General features: G+C 41.9%; 13 protein-coding genes, 1 tRNA gene and 1 pseudogene. 12 read left to right on the top strand and 3 right to left on the bottom strand.

What is annotated here, in order from left to right:
- Positions 1 to 15: 15 nt before the first annotated feature.
- The 9 genes and pseudogenes from nuoF (at position 16) to KTO63_RS18670 (ending at position 11,979) form a co-directional block, all read left to right on the top strand.
- Entirely contained in the window at positions 16 to 1,290 is a 1,275-nt protein-coding gene (gene nuoF, locus KTO63_RS18710) for an NADH-quinone oxidoreductase subunit NuoF (protein ID WP_217793188.1), read from the top strand.
- A gap of 152 nt (positions 1,291 to 1,442) precedes the next feature.
- Positions 1,443 to 4,145, top strand: a complete 2,703-nt coding sequence (gene nuoG / locus KTO63_RS18705) for an NADH-quinone oxidoreductase subunit NuoG (RefSeq protein ID WP_217793186.1) — start codon at positions 1,443 to 1,445, stop codon at positions 4,143 to 4,145.
- A 149-nt stretch (positions 4,146 to 4,294) separates the two neighbouring features.
- A pseudogene (gene nuoH / locus KTO63_RS18700) lies at positions 4,295 to 5,254 on the top strand (NADH-quinone oxidoreductase subunit NuoH); the annotation flags it as partial.
- 200 nt (positions 5,255 to 5,454) lie between these two features.
- A complete protein-coding gene (gene nuoI / locus KTO63_RS18695) occupies positions 5,455 to 5,970 on the top strand; it encodes an NADH-quinone oxidoreductase subunit NuoI (RefSeq protein ID WP_217793182.1) in 516 nt (171 codons plus the stop codon).
- A 3-nt stretch (positions 5,971 to 5,973) separates the two neighbouring features.
- The gene (gene nuoJ / locus KTO63_RS18690; protein WP_217793180.1) at positions 5,974 to 6,507 is read left to right on the top strand and encodes an NADH-quinone oxidoreductase subunit J; all 534 of its coding nucleotides are present in this window, start codon (positions 5,974 to 5,976) and stop codon (positions 6,505 to 6,507) included.
- A 132-nt stretch (positions 6,508 to 6,639) separates the two neighbouring features.
- Positions 6,640 to 6,951: an NADH-quinone oxidoreductase subunit NuoK gene (gene nuoK, locus KTO63_RS18685; RefSeq protein ID WP_217793178.1), complete on the top strand. Its 312-nt coding sequence runs from the start codon at positions 6,640 to 6,642 to the stop codon at positions 6,949 to 6,951.
- A gap of 75 nt (positions 6,952 to 7,026) precedes the next feature.
- Positions 7,027 to 8,916 carry an NADH-quinone oxidoreductase subunit L gene (gene nuoL / locus KTO63_RS18680; protein ID WP_217793176.1) on the top strand — a complete coding sequence of 630 codons (1,890 nt, stop codon included), beginning with the start codon at positions 7,027 to 7,029 and terminating at the stop codon, positions 8,914 to 8,916.
- A complete protein-coding gene (locus KTO63_RS18675) occupies positions 8,913 to 10,364 on the top strand; it encodes a complex I subunit 4 family protein (protein WP_217793175.1) in 1,452 nt (483 codons plus the stop codon). The genes nuoL and KTO63_RS18675 overlap by 4 nt, the downstream gene beginning before the upstream one ends.
- A 169-nt stretch (positions 10,365 to 10,533) precedes the next feature.
- Positions 10,534 to 11,979 carry an NADH-quinone oxidoreductase subunit N gene (locus tag KTO63_RS18670; RefSeq protein WP_217793173.1) on the top strand — a complete coding sequence of 482 codons (1,446 nt, stop codon included), beginning with the start codon at positions 10,534 to 10,536 and terminating at the stop codon, positions 11,977 to 11,979.
- 48 nt (positions 11,980 to 12,027) lie between these two features.
- Here KTO63_RS18670 and KTO63_RS18665 read toward each other — a convergent pair whose 3' ends face one another.
- The 3 genes from KTO63_RS18665 to ung all read right to left on the bottom strand — a co-directional run bounded on the left by KTO63_RS18665 (position 12,028) and on the right by ung (position 14,937).
- Positions 12,028 to 13,095, bottom strand: coding sequence for a T9SS type A sorting domain-containing protein (locus tag KTO63_RS18665; protein WP_217793171.1), 1,068 nt, complete (start codon positions 13,093 to 13,095; stop codon positions 12,028 to 12,030).
- A gap of 289 nt (positions 13,096 to 13,384) precedes the next feature.
- Entirely contained in the window at positions 13,385 to 14,131 is a 747-nt protein-coding gene (locus KTO63_RS18660; protein ID WP_217793169.1) for a lysophospholipid acyltransferase family protein, read from the bottom strand.
- A gap of 134 nt (positions 14,132 to 14,265) precedes the next feature.
- Positions 14,266 to 14,937, bottom strand: a complete 672-nt coding sequence (gene ung / locus KTO63_RS18655; protein ID WP_217793167.1) for a uracil-DNA glycosylase — start codon at positions 14,935 to 14,937, stop codon at positions 14,266 to 14,268.
- 84 nt (positions 14,938 to 15,021) lie between these two features.
- Here ung and KTO63_RS18650 point away from each other — a divergent pair.
- The 3 genes from KTO63_RS18650 to KTO63_RS18640 all read left to right on the top strand — a co-directional run bounded on the left by KTO63_RS18650 (position 15,022) and on the right by KTO63_RS18640 (position 17,624).
- Positions 15,022 to 15,095: transfer RNA gene (locus KTO63_RS18650), tRNA-Arg, on the top strand.
- 606 nt (positions 15,096 to 15,701) lie between these two features.
- Positions 15,702 to 16,316: an RNA polymerase sigma factor gene (locus KTO63_RS18645; protein ID WP_217793165.1), complete on the top strand. Its 615-nt coding sequence runs from the start codon at positions 15,702 to 15,704 to the stop codon at positions 16,314 to 16,316.
- A 138-nt stretch (positions 16,317 to 16,454) separates the two neighbouring features.
- Positions 16,455 to 17,624: a FecR family protein gene (locus KTO63_RS18640; RefSeq protein ID WP_217793163.1), complete on the top strand. Its 1,170-nt coding sequence runs from the start codon at positions 16,455 to 16,457 to the stop codon at positions 17,622 to 17,624.
- Positions 17,625 to 17,646 lie beyond the last annotated feature (22 nt).

Genomic DNA, 17,646 nt, shown 5'->3' with positions numbered 1-17,646 from the left:
AAATTTTTACTAAATATGGAACAGCCGCTAACAAAAAATATCAAAGCAGGACAAACACTCAGTCTGAAGGAATATGAGCAGGCGGGTGGTTACGCGGCTGTACGAAAAGTGCTGAAGAATAATGCGCCACAGGAAGTGCAGCAAATGGTAAAAGACAGTGGGCTGAAAGGCCGTGGTGGAGCAGGTTTCAGTACAGGTATAAAGTGGAGTTTTGTGCCAATGGGTGATGATGCCAGGCATCCCAAATATCTTATTTGTAATGCAGATGAAATGGAGCCCGGTACATTTAAAGATCGGTTGCTGCTGGAAGGAAATCCGCATCAGTTAATTGAAGGGATGATCCTTGCGGCCTATGCGATCAAAGCAGACATCTCTTATGTATTTCTCAGGTGGGCCTACCGACAGGCGGCGGAAATTATGGAGAGAAGCATCAGTGAAGCATATGCAGCAGGTTACCTCGGTAAAAATATTTTGGGCACCGGCTGGAATTTGGAAATGTACTTACATACAGGAGTTGGACGATATATCTGTGGAGAAGAAACGGCTTTGTTAAATGCGCTGGAAGGCAAACGGGCAACGCCGAGGGCCAAGCCTCCCTTTCCACAGGTAAGTGGTTTATATGGCAAGCCAACAATTGTAAACAACGTGGAAACACTTAGCTGTTTACCCCATATCATTAACAATGGTGCAGTGTGGTTTAAAAGTTTAAGTGCCAGCGAAGACAGTGGTACCAAGCTTTACGGCGTCAGCGGAAAAGTAAAACGTCCCGGTGTTTGGGAGCTGCCTTTAGGAACAACCATGCGTGAAATTATTGAAGAATATGCAGGAGGTATGGCAAACGGCTATCGTTTGAAAGGAGTATTGCCGGGCGGCGCATCAACAGATTTTTTAACAGAGGAGCATCTTGATATAAAAATGGATTATACCTCTGTGGCTGCTGCAGGCAGTCGCTTAGGTACTGGGACAATGATTGTAATGGATGATGCAACATGTCCCGTGGGATTTGTGCATAACCTGCAACATTTTTTCGCGCAGGAAAGCTGCGGCTGGTGCACTCCGTGCCGTGAAGGATTGCCTTGGGTTGAAAAAATTTTATTGGGTCTTGAAAAAGGAAAGGGATCAACAGAAGATATAGAGTTATTGCAAATGCACACGCAATACCTCGGCCCCGGCAACACTTATTGTGCATTGGCACCCGGTGCTATGGAACCATTACAAAGTGCATTGAAATATTTTAAAGATGATTTTATGGCACATATAGAAAAACATAAATGCCCTTATGGTAATTAATAATTAACAATTAATAGGGTCGCAGTCGTTACAAAACTCAGCGCCCTGTTTTGGAAGGAACTAAGGAGAGATCAAAGTTTTAGCTAGATGCCATATTAATTATTAATTGTTAATTATTAATTGAAACTGATTCGCATTTTTAACTGTCGGCCATGACCATTCTCATCGATAACAAATCATACACTGTAAAAGCCGGTAAAAATTTACTGGAAGCCTGTCTTACGCTGGGTTTGGATCTGCCTTATTTCTGCTGGCATCCGGCAATGGGTAGCGTGGGGGCTTGCAGGCAATGCGCCGTTAAAGTGTTCAAAGATGAGAATGACACGAAGGGCAGGCTGGTGATGAGTTGCATGGAAACTGTAACAGAGGGCTTACGTCTTTCCATTGAAGATAAAACTGCTAAAGCATTTCGTGAGCAGGTGATTGAATGGTTAATGACCAATCACCCGCATGATTGTCCCGTGTGTGATGAAGGCGGTGCCTGTCATTTGCAGGATATGACGGTAATGACCGGCCATGACTACCGCAGATATAACTTTAAAAAGAGAACATACACCAACCAATATCTCGGCCCGTTGATCAATCATGAAATGAATAGGTGCATTCAATGTTACCGTTGTGTTCGCTATTATCGCGACTATGCAGGTGGTGACGATCTGAATGTATTTGCGGCGCACAATCATGTATATTTTGGAAGAGAAAAAGACGGAGTGTTGCAAAGCCCGTTCAGTGGTAATCTTTCGGAGGTTTGCCCCACCGGCGTATTTACTGACAAAACTTTAAAAGAACATTATACCCGCAAATGGGATCTTACAATGGCCCCTTCGGTTTGCAATCATTGCAGTGTAGGTTGTAATACTATTGCAGCAGAACGCTACGGGGAATTGCGTTGTATGCTTAACAGGTACAATGGCGATGTAAATGGTTATTTCCTTTGCGATCGCGGTCGTTTTGGATATGAGTTTGTAAATAGTGAAAACCGTATTAAACAAGCCCTCATCAGAAACCGCACAAATGAGGCAGCAACAGAAGACGAAATAATGGAGCATTTGCAGCCACTTATTTCTGTAAATAAACTCGTAGGCATAGGTTCGCCGAGGGCCTCCCTGGAAAGCAATTTTGCATTGATGCAATTGGTGGGCAAAGAAAATTTTTACCAGGGCATTAGCGAAGATGAAGCGCATTTAAACAGGCTTGTTGTAGAAATGCTTTTCTCAGGATGCGTGCACAGTGCATCATTAAAAGACATAGAGCAGGCCGATGCCGTTTTAGTAATGGGAGAGGATATATGGAACACCGCGCCGATGCTGGCATTGGCGGTTCGTCAGGCCGTTGTGAAAACAGCAGCGTCCCAGGCTTCGCAAGAAATAAAAATTCCAGTATGGCTCGACTCGGCTATTAAAGAGTTGACACAGGAAGAAAAAGGTTTTTTAGCAACGCTTACGGTTACTACATCTCCGGTTGATGATATAGCAACGCATTCATGGCATGCTGCGCCCGATGATCTGGCCAGGCTTGGATTCGCAATAGCTTCTTATTTACAGCCGGGAAAAATAAATAATACAAACTTCAGCGAAGAGTTATTGAACCGTGCAAAAACAATTGGAGATGCTTTAAAAAAAGCAAAGAACCCGGTTGTTATTACGGGGATATCCTGCTACAACGATAATGTTATTAAAGCTGCTTTTGATGTTGCTGTTGCGTTAAGTACAAGCGACCGGAAGACTGGTTTCTGTTGCGTGATGACGGAATGTAACAGCATGGGCCTTGCCATGATGGAAGCTCCTTCATTTAGTGTTGCAAATGAAAACATCAAAACCAATGGCCATGCTACGGCTGTTATTTTGGAGAATGATATTTACAAACATGTAACGTCAAATCTTGCCGACGAATTTTTTAATAGCTGCGATCATGTGATTGCGTTGGATGCGTTACATAATGCGACAACAGAGAAAGCGCAGGTGTTGCTGCCTGCAGCAACTTTTGCAGACGGAGATGGCACACTGGTAAATAATGAAGGCCGTGCGCAGCGATTCTTTCAGGTTATTCCCAATACAACCTCACAGGTACAGGAAAGCTGGAGATGGTTGAGAAAACTGCAATCATTGAAATTGCACACGCTCAATGGTCATGCATTACATCCGGATGATTTGCTGCGTGAAATGGAAATTGCGTTGCCGCAGTTTAAAGACATAGCAAGTGTATCACTTAAACATGATTTTACAATTCATGGTGAAAAAATACCGAGAGCGCCACATCGTTATAGCGGACGCACAGCCATACTGGCGAATAAAAATGTGAGTGAACCAAAACCATTTAATGATGAAGACTCTCCATTGTCATTTACAATGGAAGGGTACAAAGGAACGCCTCCTTCAGGAGTGGTTCCCTTCTTTTGGTCGCCAGGATGGAACTCAGTACAATCTGTTAACAAGTACCAGGATGAGACCAATGGAGCGCTTCGTGGTGGCAATCCCGGGTTGCTCTTGTTTAAAGAGAAAATTGATAATAAGGATCTTTTCTTCAACGATGTGCCTGAATCATTTGTTGCAGCAAAGGACCGTTGGTTGTTATTGCCAAAGCTTGATGCATTGGGTTCAGGTGAGCTAAGTAGTTATTCAGCGGCGCTGAAAACGCTTTCTCCACAGCCGTTTGCGATTATGTCGCCAGGAAGCTTACTAGCATTAGAAGCGAAAGAGGGAGATATGCTACAAATAATGGATGCAGGAATTGTGTATGGTTCACTGCCTGTTAAAGCAGATGAGAATTTGTGTGATGGCGTGGTGCTTGTTACAGCAGGATTACGCGAATCAATTGGAATGAGCTGGGGCGCAAGGGTTCAGATTGGAAAGTAAAAAGTAAAAAGTAAAAAGTAAAAAGTAAAAAGTAAAAAGTAAAAAGTAAAAAGTAAAAGAAACTTAAACACCTATTACTACAAGACAAAACAGTGTTTCGATGTTTTTGACTTTTGACTTTTGATTTTTGATTTTTTTTAAGTAACACAAAAATGACTGTCATGCAACATGTATGGATTGTGTTAGGAGTACTATTCGTGCTGTTAAATATTGCAGCGGGCCTCATCTGGGTTGAACGCAGGATGCTGGCTATGTGGCAGGACAGGCTCGGGCCGAACAGGGCGGGCCCACTTGGTATCTTGATAGTTTTGGCAGACACATTGAAATTGTTTTTTAAAGAAGATTGGATTCCTCCCTTTGCAGATAAGTGGGTGTTCATCGTTGCTCCTGCGGTAGTGGTTGGCAGTGTGTTAATGAGTTTTGTGATCATACCTTTTACACCACAAATAATAGTATCAGATCTAAACGTAGGCATTCTGTTTTTTCTGGCCATGTCATCCCTGGGCGTGTATAGCATTGTGTTGGGTGGGTGGGCATCGAATAATAAATACTCATTACTAGGTGCTATGCGTGGTGCATCGCAAATGATTGCTTACGAAGTGTTCATGGGCCTAAGCTTGATGGGCGTGGTAATGTTGACAGGTTCTTTTAAACTGGGAGATATTGTTAATGCGCAAAAAGATATGTGGTTTGTTGTGAAACAACCTTTAGGACTGATCCTGTTTTTTATAGCAGGCATAGCAGAAACGCATCGCCTTCCATTTGATATTCCGGAAGCAGAAAGTGAACTGGTAGCCGGCTATCACTCAGAGTATTCAGGAATGAAATTCGGTATGTTTTTCATTGGCGAATATTTAGGCATAACACTTATTTCGGCAGTTACTGTTGCCATGTTTTTCGGTGGATGGCTGGGCTGGTCATTCCTGCCACCATGGGCATGGTTCTTTTTGAAAACATTTGTCTTTATTCTGTTTTTCATATTGCTGCGTGCATCGTTGCCACGACCAAGATATGATCAACTAATGGAAACCGGCTGGAAGATATTGCTGCCTTTGGCATTGGCGAATTTGATGATTACAGGTGCTGTAGCGCTTTTGGTAAGAGGCTGAGAAAGGTTTCACGCAAAGCTGCAAAGGGAAAACAAAGGGCGCAAAGAGAGAGTGGTGTCAATCTGTTATTTTGAAACGCGAGAAATCAGATTATTAACAAGTAGCAAAGGAAAAAACAAAGTCAAACTTCAATCTTCCTTTGTGTTCTTTGTTTTCTCTTTGCGCCTTTGCGTGAAATATTAAACGATAAAACATGATCTATGTTTAGTCATATACGAACCATATGGTTAACATTTCTTCATCTTTTTAAAAGACATGTGACCATACAATACCCGGAAGAGAAAATAAAATTACGTCCGCGTTGGCGCGGAAGGATAGTGCTGACAAAAGATCCTGATGGCGGAGAACGCTGCGTGGGTTGCTATTTGTGCGCCGTAGCCTGCCCCGTTGATTGCATCGCTTTGCAGGCAACAGAAGACGAAAATGGCAGGCGATACCCTGAATTTTTTCGCATCAATTTTTCACGCTGTATTTTTTGCGGGTATTGCGAAGATGCATGTCCAACTTATGCGATCCAGCTGATACCGGATTTTGAAATGGCAGAATACAATCGCCAAAATCTCGTGTTTGAAAAAGAAGATCTGCTGATAAACAGCCAGGGGAAATATCCCGGTTATAATTTTTACAAAGTTGCAGGAATGAATGCCGGCGTAAAAGAAAAAGGAGAAGGGGAGAACGAAGATGCGCCGGTTGATATTCACAGCTTAATGCCATAAGGAATGAACTATCTGTTTTACATATCATCGATTGTAGCAATTGCAGCGACCGTTATGGTAATAACGCGCCATCAACCGGTGCATGCATTGTTGTACCTGGTAGTTTCTTTTTTAGGCGTAGCAATGATCTTCTTGTCACTGGGTGCTCCATTTGTAGCCACGTTGGAAATAATATTGTATGCTGGAGCAATTATCGTGCTCTTCATTTTTGTAGTGATGATGCTCAATTTAGGAAGAGAATCCGCTATTCAGGAAAGGCAATGGATGCAACCCAAAACGTGGATAGGCCCTTCCATATTAACAGCCATTTTATTGGGAGAATTACTGGTACTGTTAACCATGGGAGGATCTGCGCCAATGCCACAACAAACTGTTGACCTGAAAAAAATACCACTCTCACTTTACGGTGAGTATGTAATAGCAGTCGAGCTGACAGGCTTTCTTTTAATGGCTGGCATTGTAGGCGCTGCACATATAGGCAGGCATAAGAAAAAATATCTGCACAGGTTTTTGAAGCAGGAAGAAGAGGCTGTGTAGAGACAAGGCATTGCCTTGTCTGCATAAACAGCGTGATAGAATGTCAAAGGCAAGGCATTGCCTTGTCTGCATAAACAGCGTGATAGAATGTCAAAGACAAGGCATTGCCTTGTCTCTACTAAAACATAAACGATGCAATCATATTCAGTACTTGTTGTAGCCGCCATACTTTTTGTACTAGGATTGTTAGGTGTGCTTACGCGGCGAAACATAATTTTCATATTGATCTCCATCGAGATAATGCTGAATGCCGCAGGAGTGGCATTTGTGGCTGCCGGTGCACGATGGGGACAACCGGATGGTCAGGTGATGTTCTTGTTTATTTTAGCAATGGCAGCTTCCGAAGTGTCAGTTGGGCTGGCATTGGTGATGCAGGTATATCACCAGCATAAAACACTTGATGTTAGTAAATTGAATAATCTTAAAGATGATATAGAAGTGTAGAGACAAGGCAATGCCTTGTCTGGCAGCAACAAGACAAGGCATGCCTTGTCTCTACGGTATACAAAAACGATTGCCATGCAAGAAGTTTTATTTCTTATCCCGGCTTTACCACTAGTGGGATTTTTGATATTATCCCTTGCAGGAAGACATTTGTCAAAACAAGTGATTGCTGTTGTAGGCGCCGGCGTTGTTTGCATTGCAGCGATCGCAACGATCTGGCTGGGAATTAATTTTTTGCAAATCCCACCGGAAAATGGCGCGTATACAGTAACCTTATGGCGCTGGATGAGCGTAGCTAATTTTAATTGTTCCTTTAGCTTGCGCGTAGATGCATTATCACTTGTTTTTCTTTTTGTAATAACGTTTGTCGGCGCGCTCATACATATTTACAGCGCAGGTTTTATGAAACACGATCGTGACTATGCGCGGTTCTTCGCATCTATGAATCTTTTTGTTTGCGCCATGCTGATACTTGTAATGGCAGACAATCTGGTATTGATGTACCTCGGTTGGGAAGGAGTGGGCCTTTGCAGTTATTTGCTCATCGGCTTTTGGTATGAAACCACCGCCAATGTTCAGGCGGCCAACAAAGCATTTTACATCACGCGGATTGGCGACACTGCCATGGCAATAGGTCTTTTTCTTCTGTTCCGTGAATTAGGGACACTTGATATTCCCTCCATTCAAAATGCAGCACCGGAACATTTCGTCAAAAATTCATCTCTTATAACTTCCATCGCATTGTTGTTGCTGGCGGGCGGAATGGGTAAGTCGGCCCAGGTACCTTTACAAACCTGGCTGCCGGATGCAATGGCCGGCCCCTCTCCCGTAAGTGCGCTAATACATGCCGCAACAATGGTGACAGCTGGTGTTTACCTGGTAGCAAGAATGCATGGAGTGTTTCAGTTATCACCATTTGTAATGAATATAACGGCAATTGTGGGCGCTGTAACATTGCTGGTAGCAGGATGCAGCGCCATGGTGCAGACAGATATAAAACGCATTCTTGCTTACTCAACGATAAGTCAGTTGGGTTATATGTTTTTAGCGCTCGGTGTGGGTGCATGGAGTGCCGGCATATTTCATTTTTTTACACACGCATTTTTTAAAGCCTTACTATTTCTTGCAGCAGGAGCTGTGATAGAATCATTACATCACGAACATGGTATTTTTAAAATGGGTGGCTTGAAAAATAAACTGCCTGTTGTGTTTTATACATTTCTTGCAGGTGCCGCAGCATTGGCTGCATTGCCGCTGGTAACTGCAGGCTTCTTTAGCAAGGACCAGGTTTTATGGTATGCATGGAGTGCGGAAGGAGGCAGTCCTTTGCTTTGGTTAATTGCTCTTGCCGGTGCATTTATTACCGCTTTTTATACAACACGTTTAATGCTGGTGGTTTTTTGGGGCGAGGCGAAAACTCATGTAAGTGAAGCTCCCGGCAGATTGATGACATGGCCCTTGATTATTTTGGCACTGTTGAGTGTTGTAGCCGGTTTTATTGAATGGCCGCATAACCTGTTGCATGTTACGTTGTTTTCAGATGTAGTGCAAAAAGTACTCCCGCCTGTAACAGAAAAGGAACCCATTCCTTCAGAAGCTATTTTTCAATTGATTGCGGTGGTGGCAACCTTATCAGGAGTATATACGGGGTACCTCTTGTATAAAAAGAATACTTCCATAGTAGCAAAATGGAAGCAGGTGCCGGCATTGGTTGGGCTGCGAAATTTCTTCTTCAGTGGATGGCGGTTCGATCAATTGTATCACACATTGTTTGTGCGTCCGTTCGTGTTTGTAACCAATTTGAACAAACAGGATGTAATTGATAAAATATATACAGGCATTGTATCCATGTTCCAATGGCTGAATGGAATATTCTCTGTAAGCCAGGATGGTTCTGTGCGAACGTATGTAATAAGTGTATTGATAGGTATCATTTTTATTCTAGCCTTACAATTTATTTTATGATACTAGTGTGGATCATAGTTGTTTTATTGAGTGGCGGCATGCTATGTTGGCTCAGTGCAAGATGGAATCCATTGGCCGCAAAATGGATTGCATTATGCGCAGTGCTGGTAGATCTTGCTATCCTCGTGAACATATGGTTGCAGTACGGCAGAGGAGTACAGGCAGGTACAGATACATGGATGATCCAGTATCAAACTGCATGGATACCATCTTTCGGTATTAGCTTCCATGTTGCAATAGATGGATTAAGCCTGATCTTACTGTTGCTTACTTTTTTCTTAGGAACGCTTGCTGTATTGTGTTCATGGAAAGAAATAAAGAATCGTGCAGGATTTTATTATTTCAACCTGTTGTGGACGCTGGCTGGCATAAGCGGTGTGTTTGTTGCGCTGGATCTTTTTCTCTTTTACTTTTTCTGGGAAGTAATGCTGGTGCCCATGTACCTGCTTATACTTATCTGGGGCGATAAGAACAGGAGATATGCCGCTTATAAATTTTTCATTTTTACACAAGCAGGTGGTTTACTGATGTTGCTTTCCATACTGTCATTATATTATATACATGGCGCTCAAAGTGGTAGCTATTCATATGATTATTTCAGTCTCTTGAACACGCAACTTGAACCCTCTGCTGCAAAGTGGATCATGATGGGATTTATGATCGCTTTTGTTATCAAACTGCCGATGGTTCCATTTCACAGTTGGTTGCCGGACGCACATAGCGAAGCGCCCACTGCTGGCAGTCTTATACTAGCCGGGCTGTTGCTTAAAACCGGCGCTTATGGTATCATACGTTTTGTACTTCCACTTTTTCATGAAGCTGCTGTTGATATTGCCTGGTGGGCAATGTTGTTAGGAGTGATCGGCATTATTTATGGAGCCATGATGGCTTTCGCGCAAACAGATATTAAGCGGCTCATCGCATACACATCTGTAAGCCACATGGGTTTTGTGCTCACCGGTATATTTGCGTTCCGCGAAATAGCTATGCAAGGCGTTGTAATGCAAATAGTAACACACGGCATCAGCACAGGTGCATTGTTCGTTCTTGCAGGCATGATCAAGGAACGCCTGCACACAAGGGATATCTCTAAGATGGGAGGGCTGTGGACATCCATGCCTGCGATGGGCGGTATCGCAATGCTGTTTACCATGGCATCACTTGGCTTGCCGGTATTGGGAAATTTTATAGCAGAGTTTTTAATCCTGATGGGTACATTCCAGGCCAATGTATGGTTAACCGTTTTGGCTTCCACCGGGTTAGTTTTTTCAGCGTTATATTCTTTGCGAATGATGCAAAAAGTTTTTTTGGGCCCTGCTACCAACGACGAAAAGTTGCATGATATAACAGCAAGAGAAATGATCATTCTTGCGACGTTAAGCATTGCAATCGTGTTGCTGGGGCTCTATCCGCAAATGGTGATGGATTTGGTGGTAAGTAAAAAGTAAAAAGTAAAAAGTAAAAAGTAAAAAGTAAAAAGTAAAAAGTAAAAAGTAAAAAGTAAAAAACCTTAAAGGCATATTTGTTAATAGAAGACAAGGCGGCGTTACATCGTTTTGAATTTTGATTTTTCCCTTTTGACTTAACGCAGAACTTGTTCAATATATAAAGTAACTTATGACTCATGAACAGCTAATGGCGCTTCTTCCCTTTATGGTGCTGGCAACTGCATCCATCGTTATTATATTGCTGATTGCATTTCGTCAGGGGCATACCGTAATACAGGTTACAGGCTTTCTCATGATGTGCCTGGTTATTTTTACAATGTGGTATGTCAGAGACTTTTTGCCTCAAACAATTATGCCGCTGCTGATAGTTGATGGTTATGGCGCTTTGTTTACAGGACTGATTATATTCTGTGTATTGGTAGTGGGTTTATTCTCCTATATTTATTTTGAAGAGCGGGAAGAAAATCCGCGTGAATATTATATCCTTATTTTTTTAAGCACACTCGGTGCTGCAATACTAACGATCAGCAGGCATTTTATTTCCTTCTTTATCGGCCTGGAATTGCTGAGTGTAAGTTTGTATGCTTTAATCGCTTACTTGCGTACAAGAAACAATGCCGTTGAAGCAGGCGTCAAATACCTTCTGTTGGCGGCACTTACATCAGCTTTTCTTCTGTTTGGAATGGCGCTGATTTATATGGATGCCGGCAGCATGGATTTTTCTGCAATAGCTCAGAAGCTACACACTGCCGAACAATCGTCACCGTTATTCCTTGTGGGATTTAGTTTAATGATGATAGCCGTTGGTTTTAAGCTGGCATTGGTGCCGTTTCATTTATGGGCCGCAGATGTTTACCAGGGTGCTCCGCCACCTGTGGCCAGCTTTATTGCTACTGTTTCTAAAATAGGCGTGTTCGCCGTGCTGCTTCGTTTTGCGCAGGAGCTTCATTTGCAAAACAACCATTCGATCATGACGATTATTTCTGTCATTGCTATTTTTTCTATGATAAGCGGAAACTTACTCGCACTGCGGCAACAGAACATAAAACGGTTGCTCGCTTATTCTTCAATTGCACATTTTGGTTATTTATTAGTAGCATTTTTACCAGGAAACAGTGCAGGCGTGGAGGCCGCTGCCTTTTATTTAATTGCGTATGCTATTACTATATTAATTGCCTTTGGCGTTATCATATTGTTGTCAGCAAAAGATAAGGATGCTGAAAGATTGAGTCTATACCGTGGTCTTTTTTGGGAGAAACCTTTTGTTGCCATTGTACTTGCAGTGGCCTTACTTTCCTTAGCCGGCATACCGTTAACTGCCGGGTTTATAGGAAAATTTTATGTATTAATGGCCGGTGTTCAACAACAAGCATGGCTGCCTGTTATTGTATTGGTCGTAACGAGTGTAATTGGCTTATACTATTATTTGCGAATCATTAGTACACTGTTTTCGGATGTATCTGTTGCCATCGAAAAAGAAAAAAAACTGCATCCCTTTTTTTACGCGGCTTCCTATACTGCTTTAGTTGTACTGGTATTGCTGCTTTTGGGTTTTGGCGTTATGCCCGCGACAATTATCCCTGGCATTAAGCAGTTTTTGTTAATCGGAAATTAATACACTATCTGGTAAAATTGAACGACAACGAAAAGCTGAGATAATTCATCAATGCTTTATCGTCAATTTGTGAACCCCGCTATCCGTTTTTAATAGATATAATCCTTCTGGTAAATTGCTCACAGTCAAAATAACTTTTTTATTTCCGCGTGAGTTTCCTTTAATGATCAATTGTCCCGCTGTATTATATAGTAAGTAATCAAAAGGGGTTTGGTTGCTGGCTGTCAACGTTATTGTACTGTAAGCGGGATTTGGCGTTACCGTTATGTTTTGTGATAAGTGATTCCTCACAATCACGGAAACATTATTACTTACTACAGTCTTTCCGTCAATGTCTTTTTGAGTTAAGCGATAGAAATTGATTCCTGAAAGCGGGATGCTATCTATATAGTGGTAGTTTGTTTTCGTTGTAGCATTATTAACAGTACTGGCTACCCATGCTATAGACTGCCAGTGCCGGCCATCGAAACTGCGCTCTACATAAAAGCCTGCATTATTGATTTCAGTGAATGTGGCCCACTCCAGTATGACCCGGTCGCCATTGTTTGTTGCCTTTAATTCCGAAAGTGTTACCGGCAATATAATGCCGTCAGCATTCAAAGTATGAGGGCCAATGCAGGGAGCATCTATATCCAGGGATGCTTTGGTATAACCCAGTTTTACTAAGGTGTCCGGAGATGAATAGACACCGTTGAGCACGAGCCCTAAGCTGCTTGCCGAGCCATTAAAAGTAGGATTGGTGCCTATGGGAACATCTTGTCTGGTCTTGCTAGTCAAAGGAACCGTGCTGCTGTTGTTCGTTAAAGTGCTTGTGGCAGCAGGATTTGTTGAGTAAAGCGTTACTGTATATGTATAAAAATTTCCAATGCTTGCTACAGAGCCATCAAAACGGTCGGTAACGTTTATATAAACATTGTATGCAAATGATCCGGTGACGCCATCGTCACTATATATTTGAGTAATGATAACCTTTGAAACGGATATAGCAATATATAAAGTATAGTTGTCTGGCGGCACGCACCCGGCAGGCGTAGTAACCGAAGGAAAAGTAAAGCTCTGCGACCATAGAGACTTACTGAGCCATATGAAAGATAGTAGTAAGAATACATGCTTCATAAAACTTCTTTTAACATTTATAATAATATCAAAAGAGACTTATTAAAGTCGGACAAATGTTTTCAGAACTATATCAGGCTGGGTGTTCAAGATATACGAGAGAGTAGGTAGAAAATCCGGACTGTAAAGATAGAAAGAATAGTTTTATGGTAAAGCTTGCTCACAAGCCAAAAATGTCGAAGCTTCTCAGCTGGCTGCTTTGATGCTGCTAATTTTTTTGGAGCAATAGTCAACGACCATTCCGATTAAGATCGGGTTGGTGTATTCGAGACGCTGAGCTTTTTGTGGATTATTTAGCGTTACTATTTTCCACATAGTACTCTTCCATTACACGGAACACCTTTTCTTTCAGCTCCTTGCTGGAAATATTGTCGTCTATATAAATAGGAGGTAGAAAATGAATGGACAATTTGTGAGGCCACAAAAAGAAGAACTTGTCGGCAGGCAATGTTGCTTTTGTATTGAAAATAATTCCCGGAATGATGGGTTTTTTGGTATCTGTTGCCAGTTTGAAAGCGCCATCGTAGAATTCTTTCAGCGGTTTATTCGTTTGATTGCGCGTGCCTTCGGGATAGATGCACATGTGCATATCAGAGAGCAGTACTTTTTTCATAGCATCAATGCTTTTCCTGCGGCTCTCATCGCTTTTCCTATCAACCAATACACTGCCTCTTTTATAGATCATGCCAAACAGGGGGATCTTTGCAAACTCAGCCTTTGCAATGGTTTTGTTTCCACCAGGAATTTCAGGAAACGAGAGCGGCACATCCATCAGCGAGTTGTGGTTGCACAACACGATATAAGTTTCACCTTCTTTAAAGTTCTCCTGCCCTTTAGCAGTCACAGGACAACCAATCAGAAACAGGTAAATATGCATCCACCTTTTTGCGATTTTCACAAAGCTGACGGTGCTTTTGGGTTCGCCATAAGAACCCGTCGCCCAAATGATGGGCAATGCGACCAGCATAGTAATAAAAAAGATCAACAGGCCCCAAAGTGCGAATATTCTTCCAAGTATCTCCCTTATGATTCTCATGTGCTGCGAAAAGTTGTATTGGTCAATCCGGTTTACTGAACTAATGGTTAGGCAAAAGTAAAAAGGCAAAATTCAAAAAGCGGTTCACTGAGCGAATCTAATTTTTTTACTTTTTACTTTTGAATTTTTCCTTTCTACAATTTCCAATCGATAGGATCGATGCCGTTTTTAACCAGGTAATTGTTTGCTTTGGAAAAATGCTGGCAGCCGAAAAATCCTTTTTCCACACTGAACGGCGACGGATGCGCGGCTTTCAATACAAGGTGTTTTGTTTCGTCGATCAGCTCTTGTTTTTCCTGCGCAAATTTTCCCCACAAAAGGAAAACGACATTTTCTTTTTGTTCAGAAATTCTTTTGATCGTGCTATTGGTAAATTCTGCCCAGCCGATCTTTGCGTGGCTCATCGGTTCGTTTTTTCTTACCGTAAGAGATGCATTGAGCAGTAATACGCCCTGCTCAGCCCATTTGGTAAGATTACCCGATTTGGGTATAGCCATGCCAATATCGGTATGTAGTTCTTTAAAAATATTAATGAGGGAAGGCGGCGGTGTAACGCCATCTGGCACAGAAAAACTCAGTCCATGCGCCTGGCCGGGATTATGGTATGGATCTTGGCCAATAATCACCACTTTTACGTTTTCAAACGGTGTAAGATTGTAGGCATTGAAAATTAATGACCCCGGTGGATAAATAGTTTCTCCGGTCATTCTTTCGGTTTTCAGGTGCGTAACTATTTGCTGGAAGTAGGTTTTAGGGAATTCCTGCTTAAGCGCTTCTTTCCAACTTTCGTCTATTTTTACATCCATTAGAAAAATTGTTTGGGTGCAAACTAAACATTTTTTACTTTTGCAGCCTTCTCGAACAAAATGTTAGGGAAAAAATTTCAAAAAGGACCGGTAGCTCAGTTGGATAGAGCAACTGCCTTCTAAGCAGTAGGTCATTGGTTCGAATCCAATCCGGTTCACAAAAAAGACAGTCAACAATTGGCTGTCTTTTTTTATTGGCTTATTCCCCCACAAATCTATTTATATAACTCAGCGCTTCGAATAGAGCATCCCGATGCTAAATCGGGAAGGTCATTGGTTCGAATCCAATCCGGTTCACAAAAAAGACAGTCACAATATGGCTGTCTTTTTTATTTTAATTGGTTCACTCAACTCTTTTTATATAACTCAGTGCCTCGAATAGAGCATCCCGATGCTAAGTCGGGAAGGTCATTGGTTCGAATCCAATCCGGTTCACAAAAAAGACAGTCAACAATATGGCTGTCTTTTTTATTTTAATTGGTTCACTCAACTCTTTTTGTACAACTCAGCGCTTCGAATAGAGCATCCCGATGCTAAATCGGGAAGGTCATTGGTTCGAATCCAATCCGGTTCACAAAAAAAGACAGTCACAACAATATGGCTGTCTTTTTTTATTGCAGTACTCTTCATTAAATTAACTGAATAACTGTAAAGTTCGATTGTAAAAAAGGCTTTCAAATATTCACCCCTTCAGCTATTCAGTTAATCAGTTATTCAGTTTTCCTTATCTTTAGCGCTATCATTAAGATTAAGTAACCGACCATTTGTCTACATTTTTAGGCCATAGCGACGAGCAAAACTTACTGCATTTAATAGCTGAGGGTGATGAAAAAGCGTTCCGTTCGCTTTTCGATAAGCATCACCCTAAGTTGGGCGGCTATGTATTCAGGCTTACAAATTCATTCGAACTCACACAGGAAATAGTGCAGGACGCATTTTTGAAAGTTTGGTCCAACCGGCATGCACTTCGCGACATCAACAATTTCGATGCTTATTTATTTACAATAGCCCGCAATCACACATTCAATGTGCTAAAGCAAATGGCAAGGGAACAGGCACGTAAAAAAGCCTGGGAGCAAACACAGGAAAACGAACTCACTGTTTTGGCCGAAGAACTTAGCGGTTACAAGGAGATTTCTGCAATTATGCAAAAAGCCATTGAGCAACTTCCGCCAAGGCAAAAAGATGTATTTACGCTTAGCAGGGAAGGAGGTTTGACGCACGAGCAAATATCCGAACGTCTGGGCATAGCACTCGAAACAGTGAAAAAGCATATGGTGCTGGCTTTGAAAGCGATACGTACTTATGTGAGCGCCCACACGATTAGTATCCTGGTATTTTTTGTTAAGTTGATTGTGCAGGCAAAAAACATTTTCTAAAAAAAAATAAAAAAAAGTTAATGCGCCATTACCTCCTCTCTTTACAAACGTTGTCATTTTATTTGAGCGCTCCTTTTTTTAATAGAAAAAGATGTCCGAATCCTTTAATGATTGCAATCTCTAATTAAACTGGTTTCTATGAAAAGTGAAAGATTACATTATTTGTTTAACCAGTATTTCGACAGAAAAGCCACTGCTGAAGAAGCAGAGGAGTTGATGGAAATGTTGGATTACAGCGGCAACGACGCAGACGTGGAAACGTTTATGCAACGTGCGTGGCAAAGCTATGATCCGTCGAATGAAGTGGTGTTTACAAAAATGCAATCTGAACAAATGTGGAGCAGTATAGCGCCGCAACAAAGTTCTGGTAAGAAAGTACCGGTGATAACATTGATGAAGCGCATTGCTGTAGCAGCATCGGTTATATTGGTAGCTGGAACAGGCATATGGTATTTTTCAAAACAAAATAAAAAAGAAATACCTGTTGTTGCAAAGGCTCAACCTGACATTGCACCAGGTGGAAACAAAGCGATCCTGACACTTGGCGATGGTTCTTCGATAGTGCTGGATCATGCAGCAAACGGGCAACTGGCAATGCAGGGAAATACTTCTGTTGCGAAACTGAACAACGGCGAGTTGGCTTACAACGCACAGAAAGGACAAACGGTTTTCCATAATGCCCTTGCCACACCAAGAGGCGGACATTATAAAATAACATTGCCCGATGGATCGATAGTATGGCTGAACTCTGCATCATCACTGCGTTTTCCTACTTCGTTCAACGGAGAAAAACGAGAAGTGGAAATGTCTGGTGAAGCATATTTTGAAATTGCGAAAAATGTAAAGCAACCGTTCATTGTAAAAGTAAATGACGGATCGAAAGTAGAGGTGTTGGGAACGCATTTCAACGTAATGGCTTACGGCGATGAGGATGAAGCTAAGACAACACTGTTGCAAGGCGCAGTGAAAGTTGACAAGGGAAATACATCCAATTTGCTGAAACCCGGTCAGCAGGCGGCAATTGAAAAAGATGGAAAAATGAAAGTGTTGTCGAACGTGAACATAAGTGAAGTGACAGCCTGGAAAGAGGATCAATTTAGTTTTAACAGTGCCGATATCCATTCCATTATGAAACAGATTTCAAGATGGTACGATGTAGATGTGGAGTACAAAGGAAATGTTTCGGCATCGTTAAACGGAAATATTAAAATGAGCGTGCCGCTTTCGCAAGTGCTGGAAATACTCACACTTGCCGGTAATGTGAAGTTTAATGTTCAGGGCAAAAAGATAGTAGTATCACAAGAATAGAATAACTGCAGTTAGATATATA

The sequence above is a fragment of the Pinibacter aurantiacus genome, assembly GCF_019130065.1.
Classification (GTDB): Bacteria; Bacteroidota; Bacteroidia; order Chitinophagales; family Chitinophagaceae; genus Pinibacter; species Pinibacter aurantiacus.
Note: the sequence above shows the minus strand (reverse complement) of the source record. Positions and strands in the feature narration are given on the sequence as shown.